This is a genomic window from Arthrobacter sp. G.S.26, from assembly GCF_050847375.1.
Lineage (GTDB): Bacteria > Actinomycetota > Actinomycetes > Actinomycetales > Micrococcaceae > Arthrobacter.
In genome coordinates, this window is sequence record NZ_CP193752.1 from 1616651 (window position 1) to 1633095 (window position 16445).

At 66.8% G+C, this 16445-nt stretch carries 16 protein-coding genes; 8 read left to right on the forward strand and 8 right to left on the reverse strand.

Annotation, left to right across the window (positions count from 1 at the left end):
* Positions 1-6 precede the first annotated feature (6 nt).
* From ACRB8A_RS07360 to ACRB8A_RS07375, 4 genes are all read right to left on the reverse strand, one after another.
* Positions 7-1257, reverse strand: a complete 1251-nt coding sequence (locus ACRB8A_RS07360) for an Nramp family divalent metal transporter (RefSeq protein ID WP_050684129.1) — start codon at positions 1255-1257, stop codon at positions 7-9.
* Between the two features lie 104 nt (positions 1258-1361).
* Positions 1362-1889 (reverse strand): hypothetical protein, encoded by a 528-nt coding sequence (locus ACRB8A_RS07365; protein WP_056598734.1) that lies wholly within the window; start codon positions 1887-1889, stop codon positions 1362-1364.
* Positions 1876-2685: an alpha/beta hydrolase gene (locus tag ACRB8A_RS07370; protein ID WP_285241813.1), complete on the reverse strand. Its 810-nt coding sequence runs from the start codon at positions 2683-2685 to the stop codon at positions 1876-1878. The genes ACRB8A_RS07365 and ACRB8A_RS07370 overlap by 14 nt, the downstream gene beginning before the upstream one ends.
* Positions 2682-3467, reverse strand: a complete 786-nt coding sequence (locus tag ACRB8A_RS07375) for an alpha/beta hydrolase (RefSeq protein WP_285241814.1) — start codon at positions 3465-3467, stop codon at positions 2682-2684. Before ACRB8A_RS07375 ends, ACRB8A_RS07370 begins: the two co-directional genes overlap by 4 nt.
* 109 nt (positions 3468-3576) lie before the next feature.
* Here ACRB8A_RS07375 and ACRB8A_RS07380 point away from each other — a divergent pair, with 109 nt between their 5' ends.
* Positions 3577-4353 (forward strand): lysophospholipid acyltransferase family protein, encoded by a 777-nt coding sequence (locus ACRB8A_RS07380; RefSeq protein ID WP_056598743.1) that lies wholly within the window; start codon positions 3577-3579, stop codon positions 4351-4353.
* 109 nt (positions 4354-4462) lie between these two features.
* Complete coding sequence (locus tag ACRB8A_RS07385) at positions 4463-5854, forward strand: class II 3-deoxy-7-phosphoheptulonate synthase (RefSeq protein WP_056598746.1); 1392 nt, start codon at positions 4463-4465, stop codon at positions 5852-5854.
* A gap of 75 nt (positions 5855-5929) precedes the next feature.
* Here ACRB8A_RS07385 and ACRB8A_RS07390 read toward each other — a convergent pair whose 3' ends face one another.
* Positions 5930-8110 carry a Stk1 family PASTA domain-containing Ser/Thr kinase gene (locus ACRB8A_RS07390; RefSeq protein ID WP_285241815.1) on the reverse strand — a complete coding sequence of 727 codons (2181 nt, stop codon included), beginning with the start codon at positions 8108-8110 and terminating at the stop codon, positions 5930-5932.
* 103 nt (positions 8111-8213) lie between these two features.
* Positions 8214-9581, reverse strand: a complete 1368-nt coding sequence (locus tag ACRB8A_RS07395; RefSeq protein WP_050684136.1) for a lytic transglycosylase domain-containing protein — start codon at positions 9579-9581, stop codon at positions 8214-8216.
* A 256-nt stretch (positions 9582-9837) separates the two neighbouring features.
* On the opposite strand from ACRB8A_RS07395, the gene ACRB8A_RS07400 reads away from it, so the two are divergent.
* Positions 9838-10191 carry an Rv2175c family DNA-binding protein gene (locus tag ACRB8A_RS07400; RefSeq protein ID WP_050684137.1) on the forward strand — a complete coding sequence of 118 codons (354 nt, stop codon included), beginning with the start codon at positions 9838-9840 and terminating at the stop codon, positions 10189-10191.
* A 12-nt stretch (positions 10192-10203) separates the two neighbouring features.
* On the opposite strand, the gene ACRB8A_RS07405 is transcribed toward ACRB8A_RS07400, so the two are convergent.
* Positions 10204-11298, reverse strand: coding sequence for a polyprenyl synthetase family protein (locus tag ACRB8A_RS07405; protein WP_050684138.1), 1095 nt, complete (start codon positions 11296-11298; stop codon positions 10204-10206).
* The gene (locus ACRB8A_RS07410; protein WP_050684139.1) at positions 11295-11822 is read right to left on the reverse strand and encodes a hypothetical protein; all 528 of its coding nucleotides are present in this window, start codon (positions 11820-11822) and stop codon (positions 11295-11297) included. Before ACRB8A_RS07410 ends, ACRB8A_RS07405 begins: the two co-directional genes overlap by 4 nt.
* A gap of 140 nt (positions 11823-11962) precedes the next feature.
* Here ACRB8A_RS07410 and dinB point away from each other — a divergent pair, with 140 nt between their 5' ends.
* The 5 genes from dinB to ACRB8A_RS07435 all read left to right on the forward strand — a co-directional run bounded on the left by dinB (position 11963) and on the right by ACRB8A_RS07435 (position 16426).
* The gene (gene dinB, locus ACRB8A_RS07415) at positions 11963-13132 is read left to right on the forward strand and encodes a DNA polymerase IV (RefSeq protein ID WP_056598858.1); all 1170 of its coding nucleotides are present in this window, start codon (positions 11963-11965) and stop codon (positions 13130-13132) included.
* 264 nt (positions 13133-13396) lie between these two features.
* Positions 13397-13771 carry a DUF3040 domain-containing protein gene (locus ACRB8A_RS07420; protein ID WP_050684140.1) on the forward strand — a complete coding sequence of 125 codons (375 nt, stop codon included), beginning with the start codon at positions 13397-13399 and terminating at the stop codon, positions 13769-13771.
* A 413-nt stretch (positions 13772-14184) separates the two neighbouring features.
* Positions 14185-14613 (forward strand): division/cell wall cluster transcriptional repressor MraZ, encoded by a 429-nt coding sequence (mraZ, locus tag ACRB8A_RS07425; protein ID WP_285241816.1) that lies wholly within the window; start codon positions 14185-14187, stop codon positions 14611-14613.
* Between the two features lie 167 nt (positions 14614-14780).
* On the forward strand, positions 14781-15773 hold the full coding sequence (gene rsmH / locus ACRB8A_RS07430; protein ID WP_285241817.1) for a 16S rRNA (cytosine(1402)-N(4))-methyltransferase RsmH: 993 nt from the start codon (positions 14781-14783) through the stop codon (positions 15771-15773).
* On the forward strand, positions 15770-16426 hold the full coding sequence (locus ACRB8A_RS07435; RefSeq protein ID WP_050684142.1) for a hypothetical protein: 657 nt from the start codon (positions 15770-15772) through the stop codon (positions 16424-16426). Before rsmH ends, ACRB8A_RS07435 begins: the two co-directional genes overlap by 4 nt.
* Positions 16427-16445 lie beyond the last annotated feature (19 nt).

The following is a 16445-nucleotide window of genomic DNA, read 5'->3' on the forward strand; positions in this document are numbered from 1 at the left end:
CTCCGGTCAGGCCTGGTCGAGGAACGTCAGGACGATCAGCACGCAGTTCAGGACCACAATCAGGGTGGCGCTGGTCCAGCCTGCGATCTTCAGGGGCATGGAGTCGGTGTGGATGCCCATGATCTCCCGCTTGCCGGTCAGCCGGATGAGCGGAATCAGGGCGAAGGGGATGCCGAAGCTGAGCAGCACCTGGCTGAGCACCAGGGCAAGGGTGGGTTCGATGCCCGCCGCCAGGATGATGAGGGCCGGGATGAGCGTGATGACCCGGCGGGTCAGCAGCGGGATCCGCACCTTCAGGAGCCCGCCCATGATGGTGGCGCCGGCGTAGCAGCCCACGGAGGTTGAGGCCAGTCCGGAGGCCAGCAGGCCGATGGCAAACACAACGCCGATGGCCGGGCCCAGCGCCGACGTAACGGCTGCGTGGGCCCCGGCAATGGTGTCGGTGCCCTCCACCCCGCGCAGGCTGGACGCCGCCAGCAGCAGCATCGCGATGTTGACCACGCCGGCCAGCAGCAATGCGCCGGCCACATCGAAGCGTGTCGCGCGGATGAGCCGGGTGCGTACGGCCGGGTCGGGGGAGAAGCCGTGCCGGTCCCGGGCCAGGGCGGAATGCAGGTAAATGGCGTGCGGCATCACGGTGGCACCGAGCATGCTCGCCGCCAGCAATACGGTGTCCGTTCCTTCAAACCGGGGGACCAGGCCGGCCAGGGCGCTCCCCGCGTCCGGCGGGTTCACAAACAGGCCGGAGACAAAACCCACGGCAATGACACCAAGCAAAACCAGGATGGCAAGCTCAAATGACCGCTGGCTGCGGTTGGACTGCAGGGTGAGCAGCAGCATGGAGGCGATACCGATGATGACCCCACCGACCGGCAGCGGAAGGCCGAACAGCAGGTTCAGGGCCACGGCACCGCCAATCACCTCGGCCATGTCGGTGGCGCCGGCCACAATTTCGGCCTGGACCCAGTAGGCGCGGCGCCGCTTCGTCCCAAGGCGCCGGCCGAGGATTTCCGGCAGGCTCAGCCCCGTCGCAAGCCCCAGCTTGGCTGACTGGTACTGGATCAGCACCGCCATGGCATTGGCGGCCACCAACACCCATACCAGCAGGTAACCGAAGTTGGCCCCGGCCGTGAGGTTGGCGGCAACGTTGCCCGGATCCACGTAGGCAATGGCGGCTACGAAGGCGGGCCCCAGCAACAGCAGCCGGGACCAGGCGCGGGGCGTCGCCGGCTTTTTATTCAAGGTGGTGACGGCCATGATGTGTCCTCGTCGTTGGGGGCGGTGCTACGACGAGAATAGCTTAATTTAGGTGAACCGAAAAGTAGTGTTGAGGGCGCCCTTCACATCAGCAGCCGGCCGGCTCAGACGCGGGCGCCGTCGTCGCCGTCTGCCTTCTCCGAGGGCAGCTTCATGATCAGGTACACCGTGCCCAGGACAAACGCGGCAACAATCCCCACAATGGCCAGCACAGGAGCTGAACGCCAGAACATCACGGAGAGAAGCAATGCCACCGGGCCGCCCACCGCTCCGAGCCAGGCGAGGACGGTCAGCGGATCCGTCCCGGCCAGGCTGGGCGGTTCGGCAGGGACAAACCCGTCCTCGTCGTCGTCCTCCACCCCGTAGTCCCGCGGGCCCGGGAGCGCGGAGGATCCGCCGCCGGCGTCGTTGGCACCCGCAACTGCAGGTTCGGCAGGGAGGGAACCGGCGAGGCCCAGCGGATCGAAGTCCCGGAAGGTCGGGGCAGCGCGCCGGCCGGCGTCTGTGGCGCCGTCCATGGGGGCGGCGCCGGCGGCGGGGGAGTCCTCCTGCAGGCGGGCCACCAGGTCCAGCCACACGGCATCATCCTGGTTGGCGCCCTGGTCAGGAGCGCCCGGGTCATGCCTGGCCATGCCGGGCCTCCTGGTTGTCGGAGTTGGAGCCGGAGCCGGAAGCCGGCGGAACCAGGCCGTTGATGAAGTCCACGGAGCCCTGGAAGATCCGGTCCGCATCGTTGTCCATGGTGGCCACGTGGTAGCTGTTCTCCAGCCGCACCAGCTCCAGCGGCGCATGGGTCAGGCCGCGGCGGAGCGCAGCGATGCTGGAATCGGAGACCACATGGTCAACGGTGGAGCGGTATACCTGGACCGGGGCGGTGACGCGGGGCAGCAACCGGACGGTGTCCTTGAACATCTTGTTCAGTTCGTGGGCCGCGGCAACTGGCGTGCGGAGGTAGGCGCCCTCATCCATGCCGGGCTTGAGGATGTCGTTGGAAATCGGTGGGGTCGACTTGAGCACCAGCTTCAGGATTCCGGCCAGGGGCGCGCGGGGATCGTCCAGCACCAGTCCGGGATTCACCAGGACCACCCCGGCTACGGGGCGGGTGGCCGCGATCCGCAGCGCCAGGGCGCCGCCCATGCTCAGGCCGGCAGCAAACACCTGGTCGCACTGGGCGTCCAGGTCCAGGTAGGCCTCATCAAGGGCGTTATGCCACTGCTGCCACCGGGTCCGGGCGAGGTCCTGCCAGCTTGTGCCGTGGCCCGGGAGCAGCGGCATCCGCACGGCAAACCCCGCCGCAGCGAAGGCTTCCGCCCAGGCCCGAAGACCATGCGGACTGCCGGTGAAGCCATGGGAGAGCACCACCCCGGTGCGTGCGCCGCCCTCGCCAAACGTGCTGCTGAAGGGGCTGTGGTCAGGGCCGCCGGTCATGGGCTCTCCAGGGTGCTTGCGCGGGCGTTGGCGTCAAAGAACGCGCTCGAGTCCGAGAAGATTCGTGGCGCGTCCACGTCAAGCGTAGCCACATGGCCGCTGCTATCAAGGTCCACCACCGCCACCAGGCGCGGGCCAAGCCATTTTTTCAGCAGTTCCAGCGAGGTGGGCGGCACCACCACGTCCGTCCGGGATTTGAAGACCTGCACGGGGGCCGTGATCCGGGGCAGGCCCCGGGTGGCGGCAGCGAAGAGCTTACGCAGTTCGTGGACGGCTGCCAGCGGGGTGCGCGAGTAGTCGCCGTCCTCGGTGCGGGGCGCGGTGGTCATTTCCTCCTGGATGGGAATAGTGGTCCGCTGGAAGTACTTAAGGACGCCGATCACGCGCACCCGCCGGTCGTAAAACGTCAGGCCGGGATTGACCACGGACACGCCGGCCACCGCGTGCCGGGACGCTGCCAGCAGGGCAATGGCGCCGCCCATCGACAGCCCCGCCACGTAGCAGGTGTCCGTGCGTGCCCGCAGTTCCAGGAATGCCGCCTCGTAGCTGGTGAACCATTCGCGCCAGCCGCGCCCGGCCAGGTCCCGCCAGGAGGTGCCGTGGCCGGGAAGCAGGGGAACTGTCACCGCATAACCCTGCGCCGCCAGGTACTCGGCCCAGGGCAGGACGCTGAGCGGGCTGCCGGTGAAGCCATGGCAGATCGCCACGCCGATCCGCGCATTGGGCCCATGGCCCGGTGAACTGTAGGCCGCAGGAGGGGCTGGAAGGCTGCTTTCGGGCATGGCTCCATCGTGTCACTGTTCCGGGGAATTCTCACTAGAGTAGGGTTGCAGTCAATTGCTGACCAGGCCCGACGCGGGGCCTGACGGCCGCCTTCGGAGAGGTCACCACGTGTTCTATTGGGTCATGAAAAGGATCTTCCTGGGTCCGGTGCTAAAGCTCCTTTTCCGCCCGTGGGTCAAGGGACTGGACAACATTCCGGCCGAGGGCGCGGCAATCATCGCCTCCAACCACCTTTCATTCTCGGACTCCATTTTTATGCCCCTGATGGTGCGGCGGCCGGTGGTGTTCCTGGCCAAATCGGAGTACTTCACCGGGACCGGCGTCAAGGGCAGGCTGACGGCACTGTTTTTCCGGCTGACCAACCAGTTGCCCATGGACCGCTCCGGCGGGGCCGCATCTGCTGCATCGCTCGGCGCCGGCATGGACGTGTTGGGCCATGGCGGCTTGCTGGGCATCTACCCGGAAGGGACCCGCAGCCCCGATTCCCGTCTCTACCGCGGCAAGGTGGGGGTGGCCAGGCTGGCCCTGGAGGCCGGGGTCCCGGTGGTCCCGGTGGCCATGATCGGCACCGACAAAGTCCAGCCCATCGGAAAGCGGCTGCCCAACATCCGCCGGATCGGCATGATCTTTGGTGAGCCACTGGACTTCAGCGAATACCGGGACCAGGCCGAGGACCGCGCCGTCCAGCGGAAAGTTGCCGACGCCATCATGTTCGAACTGATGCGCCTGTCCGGCCAGGAATACGTGGACGAATATGCCGCCGTGGTGAAGCTCCGGCTCGCCGGCGCCCCGGCCGCCGTCGACCGCTCCCCGGACGCCGTGCCTCAAGGTGGCACCGTGGACGGGCAAAAAGAGTCCGACGACGGGGCTGCCGCCACCGGATAGCGCCGCGCCCGGCCCTGCCGGAGCGGCCCAAGCGCAGTTGTGACGCCGCAGCGTGGGCGCGTGACAGCGGCTGTGTCGCGGCGGTCCGGGCTGGCGCTAGTCTTAGGGGGTGACTGAGCTATCTGCAAAACCTGCCTTTTCCCTGTCCGGCACCGCCCAGAGCGGTGCAGCCAACTATCCCGGACTGGACCACTGGCGGGACCTCCCCATCGCCCAGCAGCCCAGCTGGCAGGACCGCAACGTTTTCGAAGCCTCTGTGCAGGAGCTTTCCGTTGTTCCGCCGCTGGTCTTCGCCGGCGAAGTGGATGTCCTGCGCGAACGCCTGGCCGCCGCGGCCCAGGGCAAGGCCTTCCTGCTCCAGGGCGGGGACTGCGCCGAGACCTTTGAGGCCGCCACGGCGGACAAGATCAGCGCGCGCGTCAAAACGATCCTGCAGATGGCAGTGGTCCTGACGTACGGTGCCGCCATGCCCGTCATCAAGATGGGACGCATGGCAGGCCAGTTCGCGAAGCCGCGTTCCTCCAACGATGAAACGCGCGACGGCGTGACGCTCCCGGCCTACCGCGGCGACATCGTCAACGGCTACGAGTTCACCCCCGAATCCCGCGGCCACGACGCCGCCCGGATGCTGCGCGCCTACCACACCTCGGCGTCGACCCTGAACCTGATCCGTGCCTTCACGCAGGGCGGATTCGCCGACCTCCGTTCCGTGCACCAGTGGAACAAGGGCTTCACCGAAAACCCGGCCCACGCCCGCTACGAGTCCCTGGCCCGCGATATTGACCGGGCCATCAAGTTCATGGATTCCTGCGGCGCCGACTTCGAGGCGCTGAAGCGCGTTGAATTCTTCGCCAGCCACGAAGCCCTCCTGCTGGACTACGAGCGGGCGCTGACCCGCATCGACTCCCGGACCGGCCTGCCGTACGACACGTCCGCCCACTTCCTGTGGATCGGTGAGCGGACCCGGGAACTGGACCACGCGCACGTCGACTTCCTCTCGCGGGTCCGCAACCCGATCGGCGTCAAGCTCGGCCCGTCCACCACGGGCGACGACGCGTTGCGCCTCATCGACAAGCTGGACCCCGAGCGCGAGCCGGGCCGGCTCACCTTCATCACCCGCATGGGCGCCGGCAACATCCGGGAGAAGCTTCCCGCCGTCGTGGAGAAGGTCACGGCCTCCGGTGCGCAGGTCCTGTGGGTCACCGACCCCATGCACGGCAACACCGTCACCTCGCCCAACGGCTACAAAACCCGCAACTTCGACGACGTCATCGACGAGGTGCGCGGTTTCTTCGAGGTGCACCAGGCCCTGGGCACCGTCCCGGGTGGCCTGCACGTCGAAATGACCGGCGACGACGTTGCCGAGTGCCTGGGCGGCGCCGATCCCGTGGACCAGGAAGCGTTCCTGGACCGTTACGAATCCGTCTGCGACCCGCGCCTGAACCACATGCAGTCGCTGGAGATGGCGTTCCTGGTGGCAGGGGCGCTGGCCAAGAACTAGAGGCTGACAGAAGAAATGCCCGCCGGCCAGGAAACCCCTGGCTGGCGGGCATTTTCCGTTAACGGTCCGGTCCGGCTAGACCACGGTTAGTGTAATGACGGAGCCGAAGGGAGCTTTGGTGTTCACCGGATCCTGGGCTCGGACGGTACCAAAGAAGCCGCCAAGGATTTTGTCCTCATTAACAACGAAACCGAGCTTCTCCAGCGCTGCCCGTGCGTCCGAGGCCTGTTTGCCGATGAAGCTTGGCACGTCCACCATGCGCGGCCCCTTGGAGATCGTGAGCGTGACCGTGCCGCCCCTGGTGAGGGTGCCGTTCGCGGGGGACTGGCTCGCCACTGATCCTTCGGGGACCTTCGCGTCGAAGACCTCCTCGGCGGCCACCTCTGCCTTCAGCCCGGCCGCTTCGATGGCCTTCTTGGCAGCGTCTTCCTTCTGGCCCACCACGGACGGGACCGGAAGGGGCTGCGGGCCCTTGGAGACCGTCAATGCCACTGGCGTTCCGTGCCGCACCGCTGTTCCCCCCGCAGGGTCCTGGCTCATCACCACGCCGGCCGGCACTTTTTCGTCAAAAGCCTCGGTTACGGCGCCCAGCGCCATTTCCGCCGTGTTCAGTCCGGATTTGGCCTCGTCCAGGGTGCCGCCGGCGAAATCCGGCAGCGGAAACAGTTGCGGGCCCTTGGAGACGAACAGGGACACCGGCTGGAACTTCCGGATTTCGACGCCGGCACCCGGCTCGCTGCCCACCACCAGCCCGCTGGGGACGTCGTCGTCAAAAACATCGCTGGTGGTGGCGCGGAAGCCAGCCTGGTCCAGGATCTGCTGGGCCTGCGCAACGGTCTTGTTGGCCACCGCAGGAATGCTGGCTGCAGCCCCGGGGCCCATACCGAAGAACCAGCCTGCCCCGGTGGCCAGCAGCGCCGCGATGACCAGGATGACCACCCACAGGACGCCGCGGCGGCGGGGGCTGCCCTCGCGGAGGGTCCGCACGGGGGTGGCAGCCGCACGTGCCCGGGCCTTCTCCGACTCCTTATCCAGCCTGCGCTGTTCACGTTTGCCGGGCAGCGGTGCGACCGGTTCCCAGGGACCGGCCTGCCGGTTGTCGTCCCGGTCGCCGGGCGGCGTCAGGGCATGCCCGGAGCCGGGCGCCGCCCACGCCGCCGGCTGGGAGGCCGGCTGCGCGGCGTATCCGGGCCGCTGCGCATCCTGCCCGCCCGGACCGCCCGGCGGGCGGGACGGCGGCATGATGGTGGTTGGATTGCTGCCTTGGGAAATGAATTCGGTGGGGTTTTGTACCGCGGGAATGAACTCTGTGGGGTTGTGGGCCGCCGCGATGTGCTCCGTGGGGTGCTGGACCGGGACGGGAGGCATGCCGGTGTGTCCGGCGCGGGCCGGGGGCTGCAGGTCCAACTCCGGGTCCGTGAGGTTGGTGCGGATGTGGCGCAGCTCCTGGAGGAGGGCGGCGGCGTCCACGGGCCGGTTCTCGGGGTCGTTGGCGGTGCACCATTGCACCAGTTCGTCCACTTCGGCGGCAAGGCCCGGAACAACCGCCGACGGCGGTCCCACCGTGGCGTGAACGTGCTGGTAGGCCACCTGGATGGTGCTCTCGCCGCTGAACGGCTGCCGTCCGGTCAGCATCTCGTAGAGCATGATGCCCACCGAGTAGACATCGCTCCGGGCATCGGCGGGTTTGGTGAGGACCAGTTCGGGTGACAGGTACGCCACGGTTCCGATGAGGGCTCCGGTGCTGGTGGCGGTGGTTACCGCCCTGGCCAGGCCGAAGTCGCCGATCTTGATCCTGCCGTCGTCGGCGATCAGCACATTTTCCGGTTTGACGTCCCGGTGGATGAAGCCGGCGGCGTGGGCGGCGGCGAGGCCGGCCACCACGGGATCAATAAGCGCCAGCGCCAGCCGGGGCGGCAGCGGGCCCTTGTTGTTGAGGAGGTCACGCAGGGTGTGGCCCTTGATGTATTCCATCACCAGGTACGCCGTGGAGTTATCGGTGCCCTGGTCGTAAACGCCCACCACGTGGGGGTGGGAAAGCCTGGCGGCCGCCTTGGCTTCGCGGCCCAGGCGGTCAAGGAACGTTTCGTCGGCTGAGAGGTAGGGGTGCAGCACCTTCAGGGCCACTTCGCGCTCCAGGCGCTGGTCCATGGCCAGGTAAACAGTGGACATGCCGCCGCGCGCCAGCTTGGACAGCACCGCGTAGCGGTTGTCCACCAGCGTTCCGACGAGGGGGTCTGACACGTGTTCCTGCATCCCTCGATCCTAATCCCGCAACGGAAAGGGCCCGAACCGGCTCATTCCGGTCCGGACCCTGTCCGCACTGCATGATGCGGGCCCGGCAGCCGGGCCCGCAGTCCTAGCCGAAGCTCTGCTGGTGTGCCTTGATGCTGGCGACGTAACGCTTGGTGTCGTCGTACATGCCGTACTTGCTGACGGAATACTGGCCCTGGTAGTAGCCGGCGATGGCCGAGTCGCGGTCCCTGCTGGTGGCGAGCAGTTGCCTGATGATGGCAACACCAGCGGTGGCGTTGTCATACGGGTCAAGCAGGTTCAGCTTCCGTCCCACCAGGTCGGACGCCCACTGGCCGGAACTCGGAATAACCTGCATGGTGCCGATGGCGTTGGCGGGCGAAACCGAACGGTGGTCGAAGCTGGACTCCTGGAACGCGAAGGCCAGGGCGAGCGAGGGCTCAACGCCCATCTTCCGGGCCGTGTCGGCAACAATGGTCTTCATTTCGGCCCGGGACGGAACCGGGGAGGCGTTCAGGAGTGCCTTGTTCTCGTTGGCTGAGCTCACCACAGCGGCCGGGTAGCTGAAGCCCAGGAACGAGCTGGGGACCAGCGGCGCGGCGGGCGCAGCCGGAGCCGCAGGTGCAGCAGGGGCGGCGGCAGCGGGGGCTGAACCGTTCGGGATGACCAGTTTGCTGCCGGGGTAGATGATGGCACTGGCGTTCAACCGGTTTGCGGTCAGCAGGCTGGCCAGGCTGACGCCGTTCCGGGAAGCGATGGCCCAGAGCGTGTCGCCGGCCTTGATGGTGTACTGGCCCGAAGCAGGCGACGTGGCGGACGTGTTGGCCAGCGGGGCTGCCGGGGCCGGGGCGGCTGCGGGCGCGCCGCCTGCCCCCACCTTGATCTTCTGGCCCGGGTAGATGATCGAATTCATGCCCAGGTTGTTCCAGCTGAACACGTTGGACAGGCTCACGTTGTGCCGGGCAGCGATGGCGCCGAGCGTATCGCCGGGCTTGACCGTGTACGTGGCTCCGGTGGACGGCGCGGCTGCCGGCGCAGCCGGGGCTGCGGCCGGGGTGGCCGGTTTCGCGGAGCCGGGGAGCTTGATCTTCTGGCCGGGGTAGATGATCGTGTTGGCCTGCAGGTTGTTCAGGGCCAGCACCTCGTTGGTGCCCAGGCCGTACCGGCCGGCCACGGCGCTGATGGTGTCGCCACGCGCAATGGTGTACTCGGCGGGTACTGCCGGCGCGGCGGGGCGCAGGGCAGGAATAGCGGCAGGCACGGCGGCGGCGGGGATGATTGTTGCCACCTGTGCGGCCTGGGCCTTCAGCGCCGCTGCGAGGGTGGCGGGGATGGCGCGGGCAGGCTGCTCGGCGGCCGCCGGCTGCGCGAGTGCAAGGGACGACAAAACAACCGCGGGCAGTGCCGCGGTGGTGGCGGCAATCATCGGCAGACTCGGCCTGGTGGAGTGCTTGCGCGGACGGAACGTCGTCATGGAATGGATCCTCTTCTCACTGCGGGGGGTCATAACGGCTTTCAACGGTGGGGAGGCCGTTGTCATATTTGATACTAATGTTAGTCAAGTTATTGCTGTTACCAGTGTGATCAGTGTGAATCTCTCATGAATCCGGGATTAGCACAAGAATTCCGGTAATTGCCGTAACGCGGAAATTCCTGGTGTGTCCGCGGGCCGGGGCAGCGGCGGCGGTTCCGACTAGGCGGCACGGTACGCGGCATGGCAATCTTGGTCAGTGAGTAATGTAGAAAACCTTGTGGGCGAATGGTTGCCCCTGCCCGACGTCGCCCAGTTGCTGGATATTTCCATCACCAGGGTCCACAGCCTGCTCGATGAACGGTCCCTGGCCGCGCTCAGGGTCGGTGCGCGGCGCATCCGCTCGGTCCCCGCGGCTTTTATCCAGGACGGCCTGGTGGTGGACAGCCTCAAGGGGACCATCGTGGTCCTGGCCGACGCAGGGTACTCCGATGAGGACCTGATCATCTGGCTGTTTACCCCGGACGAATCACTGCGCGGGCGTCCCATCGACGCCCTCCGCGAGGGCCGGAAGACCGAAATCCGGCGCCGGGCCCAGACCCTGGCCTGGTAACGGCACATTCCCTCAGGACGCGCGGCTGACGGTGGCCTCGGCCAGCCGCCGCAGCGCCGTCTTGGGCAGCTCGTCCAGGTCCAGGGCCTCGAGGGCGTCAAAAGCCGCCGCCCCGAATTCGTTGATCAGCACCTCGGTTGCCTGCAGCGCACCGGACTCCTCAATGATCCTGCGGATCTCCAGGATGTCTTCGTCGGAAAGGTCCTGGCTGCCCAGGCGGGAGTCGATGAACGCGGATTCGGCTTCTGAGGCCTGGTCCAGGGCGAGGGCCACCAGGACCGTCCGCTTGCCTTCGCGAAGGTCGTCGCCGGCAGGTTTGCCGGTGGTCAGCGGATCGCCGAAGACGCCCAGGACGTCATCGCGGAGCTGGAAGGCCTCACCCAGCGGCAGCGCGAAGGCCGAATAGCCCCGCAGCAGCTCGTTCGACGCACCGGCCAGGGCGCCGCCCAGGGCCAGCGGATGTTCGGTGGAATATTTGGCGCTCTTGAACCTGATGATGGAGTGCGCCCGGCTGACTGCCCCGGCCCGGTCCCGGACCGGGCCGGCCACCTCCTCGAGGATATCCAGGTACTGCCCGGCCATGACCTCGGCGCGCATCAGGTTGAAGATGAGCCTGGCCCGGCTGCCGGCAGCCGCCCGCTCGCCGATGTCCGTGAAGGCTTCCTCGCTGAACGAAAGGCACAGGTCCCCGGCGAGGATACCGGCGGCCTGTCCGAAGCGTTCGCTGTCCAGTGCCCAACCCTGGGCACCGTGCAGCTGGCTGAAGCTGCGGTGCACGCTGGGTCCGCCGCGCCTCGTATCGGACCGGTCGATGATGTCGTCATGGATCAGGGCGGCGGCCTGGAAAAGCTCCAGCGCAGCTCCCGCCGTGACCACCTCAGCGGCGGCGGGATCGCCGCCGGCGCCGCGCCAGCCCCAGTAACACATGAGGGCCCGCAGGCGCTTTCCGCCGGTGACGAGGTTGGAGATGGCCCCCATAATGGGGTCGATGTCCGGGGAGATGGCGGACATCACTGACTGCCGCGACGTGAGGAACGCTGTCAGCTCCCCGGCCACAGCCGCCACGAAGTCGGCCTGCTCATTGCGAAGCTGCTCGGCCGCCGTCACTTGGCGGACCCGGCTGCGACGTTGGCGCCGATGGTGAAGGTGCTCACGCCGGCCTTCTCCACCACGGAGAGGTTAACGGTCTCGTTGTCGCCGCGCACGAAGTCCTTGGACGGCTGGCCGGCGACGGCATCGCCCGGGACGGCTTTGAAGCCCTGCGGCTCCAGCGCCTTGGTGTAGAAATCCACGACGGCGGCAGCCGGCGCGTTCACGGTGGCCACCAGGCCAACGGTGGCCAGGGTGGAGGCCTTGTCGAAGCTGCTTGACTGGACAGTGGCCTGCGGCATAAGGGGCAGCAGCTGCTGCGGGAACCCCGCCACCAGGGCGCCCACGGTGGCGGAGGTATTGGGCGACGCCGACGGGCTGGGCGGCGCAGTTGCAGCGGTTTCGGCGGCAGCCGGCGAGGAATCGGAAGGGCTGGGAGCGGGGGACCCCGACGGTGTTGGGCTGCAGGCCGCCAGGGCCAGCGCGGCGCCGGCCGCAGCGGCGGCCAGGCCAGTGGTTCGAAGTCTTCCAAAGACCGTCACAGGGGCGTTCCTCCTGGTGTTGATACCGGATGCAGCCTCCAGTTTAGTCAGTACCAGCGGATAGGATTACAGCCGTGCAGCAACAGGGTAGGGACCAGCCGGTGCAGCCAGCCGCCACGGGCCGCCGGCGCCAGTGCATCATGCACGTGGACATGGATGCCTTTTTTGTTTCCGTCGAGCTGCGGACACGGCCCGAACTTGTGGGCAGGCCGGTGATCGTGGGATTCCCCGGCGAACGTTCGGTGGTCCTCTCAGGCTCCTACGAGGCCAGGGCCTTCGGCGTCAAATCAGCAATGCCCATGGCCGTGGCCATGAGGATGTGTCCGCAGGCCGTGGTGATTGAACCCCGACACAAGCTGTACTACGAGGTCTCGGCCCAGCTGATGGCCATCTTCGAATCCGTCACGGACCTGGTTGAGCCGCTCAGCGTGGACGAGGCGTTCCTGGACGTCACTGGGGCCCTGCGCCGCCTCGGCCCGCCCCGGGGCATCGGCGAACTGATCCGCCGCCGCGTGGCCGCCGAGCTCGGGATCACCGCCTCCGTGGGGATCGCCGAAACAAAGTTCGTTGCCAAAATTGCCTCCACCCGATGCAAACCCGACGGTTTGCTGATGATCGGCCCGGACCAGACCGTGGCCTACCTGCACAGCCTTCCGGTGGGCGCCCTGTGGGGCGTAGGCGCCAAGACCGCCGACGTCCTGGCCAACATGGGGATCAGGACCGTGGCGGATGTGGCCGCCACGCCAGTGGCCACCCTCAAGCGGACCCTCGGGGCCACCGGCGAACACGTCCACAACCTGTCGTGGGGCATTGACGCCCGCCCGGTCACCCCCACGCGGCTGGAGAAGAGCATCGGCGCGGAGGAGACCTTCGCCGTGGACACCGCGGACGACGCCCTCCTCCACCGGGAGATCCTGCGCTTGGCACACCGCACGGCAGGCCGGCTGCGCAGTGCGGGGATGGTGGCCCGCACTGTCGCCCTGAAGCTGCGGTTCGCCGACTTCTCCACCATCACCCGAAGCCGCACCGTCCAAACGCCGGTCGACAGTGCGCAACTCATCTACGCGGTGGCCCTGCAGCTGCTGGAATCGGTGGGGGAGCGGCCCATGACCGTCAGGCTGGTGGGGGTCAGGGCGGAACAGCTTGAGGATGCCGCACGGACGTCGCTGCAATTGAGCTTTGACCGCCGGGATGACAACTGGCGGGCGGCCGAACAGGTCCTGGACCAGGTCACCCGGAAATTCGGCAACAAGTCCGTCCTGCCGGCCCGATTGATGGAACCGGACGCCGGTGGGGAACCCGCAAGCTAACTGTCCGGGATGCAGCCGGTTGGAAAGTCATTGCCGTCTTTCAGATCGGGCCCCAACAAACTATCCTTATTACTACATAGTTTTTGAGTGAATGGACTTACTGCCGGACCCTCTTGGACATGCTCCCGCTCCGTGGGCTGCGTGCCTGGTCCCCGCTACTGCCATCGACGGCACGGCGGGAACATTCCAGGCACCCCAGTCGTTGATGGATACAGAGTACTGGCTGGGACCAGACCGGACGTTGGCCTAGTAAAGGAGGTCGTGATGCCGCTGTCGGAGCACGAACAAAAGCTGCTTGAGCAGCTGGAAAAGCAGCTTCACGAGGATGACCCCAAGTTTGCAAACTCCATGGGGTCGGATCCAGGACGCTCCTGGTCAACCAGGCACGTCGTTATCGGCGTCCTGTGCACGTTGGCAGGGATCTTCCTGCTGTTGGTGGGCGTGACCCTGCAAAACATCATTCTGGGTGTGCTGGGCTTCATCGTTATGGGCGGCGGTGTCTACTTCGCGACGATGCGCAGCTCGGCCGCGGCCAAAGCCGGCAACAAGGCAGGCAGCCCCAAGCCCGGGAAGCAGCGAAGCTCGTTTATGAACAGCCTCGAAGAGCGCTGGGACGAACGGCGCCGCGGCGAACCCTAGGCCGGTATGCCGGTCCCAGGACCGGCACTCCACGTTTGGCCACCGCCACCCTGTCCCCTCCACTTTGCCCCCGCCATCCGGCGGGTGCAGCAAAAGGCCCGCTTCGGCGGGCCTTTTGGCGTTTAAGCGCCGGATCAGCGATCCTCCGGAGCCGGTTCGCGCCACGCCTCTTCCCAGCGGTTCGCGCCACGCCTCTTCCCAGCGGTTCGCAGCCCGGCTCCGTGCCCTGAAGCCTCCACTTCGCACCACCGGCGCAAAAACGCGGCAGGTGGAGCCAACGGGACCCGGTTCCACCCCTCAGGTGGAGCGTTTTGCGTTGACTGTGGTGGAAAGTGGAGTAATGTGGAGGACATAAGAGGGTAGTTGCAACATAGGGGATGTGCAGTTCCTGACAGCAGACAGGCGGTGGGCCAATGTTTCTTGGCACACATTCGCCGCGTCTGGATGAAAAGGGCCGGGTTATTCTTCCCGCTAAGTTCCGTGAGGAGCTTGCCAGCGGACTGGTGCTGACAAGGGGCCAGGAACGTTGCATCTACGTTTTCAGCGAGAAGGAGTTTGCGCGGGTTCACGAGCAGATGCGGGAGGCACCAATTTCCTCCAAGCAGGCCCGTGACTACATCCGTGTTTTTCTCTCTGGAGCCTCGGATGAGGTACCGGACAAGCAGGGGCGGGTCACCATCCCCCCGGCGCTTCGGGAGTACGCAGGTCTTGGCAGGGAACTGGCCGTCATAGGTGCAGGATCCCGCGCGGAGATCTGGGACGCCCAGGCATGGAACGAGTACCTCGCGGAGAAGGAAACAGCGTTCTCCGAAACTGATGATCCGATCCCGGGCATTCTTTAGGATCCCGGGCGGACAGCAGGAACGCTTCTTGATCGGGATCTCCAGCCGGCCCGTCGACCGGCCAACCTGGCTCACTTCCCCGGAGCCAGGCGGGCAGGACGGTAGGCGCGGATGGGGATCCAGACCAAGAAGCAATCAGCAGTACCAACGGCGAGAAAGGACGAGGCATGAACGAACACCCCAAGCCCACGTCCGAACGCCATGTGCCGGTCCTCAAGGACCGGTGCATTAATTTGTTGGCACCCGGATTCGAAGCTGCCCGGCTCCGCGGCGAAACGCCCGTGGCCATCGATGCCACGCTTGGCATGGGCGGGCACTCGGAAGCCATGCTGCAGCGGTTCCCGGACCTTCACCTCATCGGCATCGACCGCGACGAAGAGGCCCTGGCGCTGGCGGGGGAGCGGCTGGCTCCCTTCTCGGCCCGGACCGACCTGGTCCACGCCGTCTACGACGAGATCGCGGACGTCCTGGCGGATCTCGGCGTCGCAAACGTTTCCGGAATCCTGATGGACCTCGGCGTCTCGTCCCTGCAGCTGGACGAACGCGAACGGGGTTTCGCTTACTCCTTTGACGCGCCCCTCGACATGCGCATGGACACCAGCCGCGGGCAGACCGCTGCCGACGTCGTTAACAACTACAGCGAAGACGAACTGGTCCGGATCATCCGCAAATGGGGTGAGGAAAAGTTTGCCGGCCGCATTGCCAACCGGATTGTGGCCGCACGTGCCGTCAAGGCGTTCAGCACCACCGGCGAACTGGTGGAACAGATCCGCTCCGTGGTCCCCGCCGCTGCGGCCAAGTCGGGCGGGCACCCCGCCAAGCGGACGTTCCAGGCTCTGCGGATCGAAGTGAACGAGGAACTCGAAGTGCTTGAACGGGCCGTCCCGGCTGCCGCCGATGCACTGGCCATGGGCGGCCGCCTGGTGGTGATGTCCTACCACTCGCTGGAGGACAAAATCGTCAAGGGCGTCCTGCAGTCCCGTTCCAAATCCTCGGCGCCCCTCGGCTTCCCCGTGGAACTTGAGGAACACAAGCCTGAACTGAAGACCCTGACCAAAGGCACCGAGGTGCCCACCGCCGTCGAAATCGCTGAAAACCCCCGCGCCGCTTCAGCAAGACTGCGGGCAGCGGAACGTATCCGAGCCAGGAGAGCTGCATGAGCACCGCCGCCGTCAAGAACTTTCCCGCCGTCAGCGGCAGGTCAGCCGGCGCCGGCGTGCCCGCTGCAAAGCCCGGCGAAAAGCGGCGGGAGCGCACACCGCTCTCAGTGGTCAGGACGGTGCCCCGTAAACGCCGGGCCCCGTTTGTGGTCCTCTGCTTCGCACTGTTGGCCGTTGCCCTGGTGGCTGTGCTGGTCCTGAACATTTCGGTGTCCACCTCGCAGTACCAGCTGGTGGAACTGCGCGCCACGCAGAGCAAACTCACCAAGGAAAACCAGGACCTGACCCAGCAGGTGCAGAACTTCGAGGCGCCGCAGAACCTTGCGGCCAAAGCGAAGGACCTCGGCATGGTGGCTTCCACTGTCCAGGGCCAGATCGACCTGTCCACGCTCACCGTTACGGGTAAGGCCACCCCGGCCGTGAAGGGCACCACGGAAGGTGCCGTGATACCGGCGCCGGCCGTTGCCGGACAGCTGATTGTGGTGCCGCCGGCCACTAAGGGTGAGCCGCTGGAGAGCCGGAAACCTGCCGAAGCCGCACCGGCCGCGGTTGCGCCGGTGGAGAAGCCCGCCGCGGCAGCGCCGGCCGCCCCGAAAGTGGAGTTGAACGGCGGGTCCGTGCCGGCTCCCCAGCAGAAGGCCCCCGGGCAGTAACGTAGGACAGACAGGCACG